General features: G+C 37.1%; 2 protein-coding genes. Both read left to right on the top strand.

The genetic code is table 11. The features are described from left to right. Positions 1–97: 97 nt before the first annotated feature. On the top strand, positions 98–1192 hold the full coding sequence (locus tag A6E03_RS04385) for a hypothetical protein (RefSeq protein ID WP_065600243.1): 1095 nt from the start codon (positions 98–100) through the stop codon (positions 1190–1192). Then, on the top strand, positions 1192–1496 hold a 305-nt coding region (locus A6E03_RS04380; protein WP_176703450.1), incomplete at its 3' end, for a hypothetical protein. The genes A6E03_RS04385 and A6E03_RS04380, both read left to right, overlap by 1 nt.

Raw genomic sequence — 1496 nt, 5'->3', positions numbered from 1 at the left:
AAGCAGCCATTAAATGTGATTGATTTAATAATTAAAAACGTACAGATAATCTCACATTTAACAAAAATTAAAATTTCAGAATTAATAGGCTAGAACAATGAAAAAAATACTATTACTTGCACTATTTAGCATCACTTTACTGGGGTGTAATGACCCTGAAAGTGTGGCAGCAGAAGCGGCTCAATTAAGAGCAGAGCAACACCCAGATCGTACCTATGTGGGTGAGAATAATTATTACATCATGGAAAGCAGTGGTGATATTCAATTCACAACAAAAAAAGATTTAAAAGTAATGTATCAAGATTTTCCTCGTTACTTTATTGAAAAAGCCAAAGAGTGGCCAAAAGAAGATCTCAATGACGCTAGCTCGTACGATTTACCGCGCTTTCAATTTGCGTGGGCGAACTCAAGCTCAAAAGATGAATATGAGAGTGGTATTAAGATTTGGAGTATGAAAACCGATGGCACTGATTTACGTTTGGTGACGGATGTAACGGTAGAGTTGGTTAACGGTATTAAAAATTTGACGCGTTCTCCAAATAATCGTTACGTAGCATGGGCTGATCTAGGTGGATATAAAACAGTATATGACATTAAAACAGGTAAAGTGGTAGAGCTAAGTATATCAATGTCTCCTTTAGCAATGCTATGGTCTGAGGATAGTCGTTATTTATATTTTGAAAGAGCTAGAGATCTTTTTTCTCGATGGGATTCAGTTACTGGTGAGGTCAGTAAGGTTGATTTTGATATAGAAACTTCGGCTGTAAGCTATGGTGGTAATCGCACTGTAGTGTATCCATTTGGCGTTACTGTTTTTGATAGCATAACAAACGAAAAGAAACTCTTAATCGATGTTGATGAGAAGCTTCCTTTTAAAGAAGCGCGAATGACCGTTCGTTCTATTGATCCTACTGGCCATTATGCTTGGGGCTCTAATCCTTCTTTTGGTTTCTTTTTTGATATAGAAAAAGGAACTGTAAAGCAAATGACAACAGACTTCACGCCAGCTCAAATTTTAGGCAAAGACGCTTATTATAGTGCTTTGAATAGTTTTGCTAAAGTTAGAATAGTAGATCGTGTTGGAGATAGAGTGTGGTCATGGCGTGCATTTTATTATGGCACATTATCAGGTGATGCTATTTTATATAATGGATTAGCGAATAATGGTCTGTGGTTTAAGGGGGATAAATAATGCCTGCTTTAAAAACCTATGATCATGGCGTTTATCTGTTAGGAGCATATTTTGTATGGAAGCGTCGTGGACAAAGTGAATCATTTCCCGATTGGAATAAGGATGCTTCATCTGATTTAACCAAAGAGGCTGATTTACACAATGTTCGCCCAATCCCTTTTACGCCTGTTTTGATTAATGATGCTGAAAAGCCAGTATTATGGGGAACTAATAAAGACGGTTTACTGTGTCAACTGGGTTATTTTGATGAGAATGCAGCCCCTGAAGCCATAGCAAAAAAACACACCTTTTTGCGTCATAAGCA

Source organism: Aliivibrio sp. 1S128, from assembly GCF_001691065.1.
Lineage (GTDB): Bacteria > Pseudomonadota > Gammaproteobacteria > Enterobacterales > Vibrionaceae > Aliivibrio.
This window is presented reverse-complemented; position numbering and strand designations above follow the sequence as displayed.

What these genes read in the sequence shown, in the direction of transcription:
- A6E03_RS04385 (WP_065600243.1), top strand. Translation starts at nt 98, where the DNA reads ATGAAAAAAATACTATTACTTGCACTATTTAGCATCACTTTACTGGGG.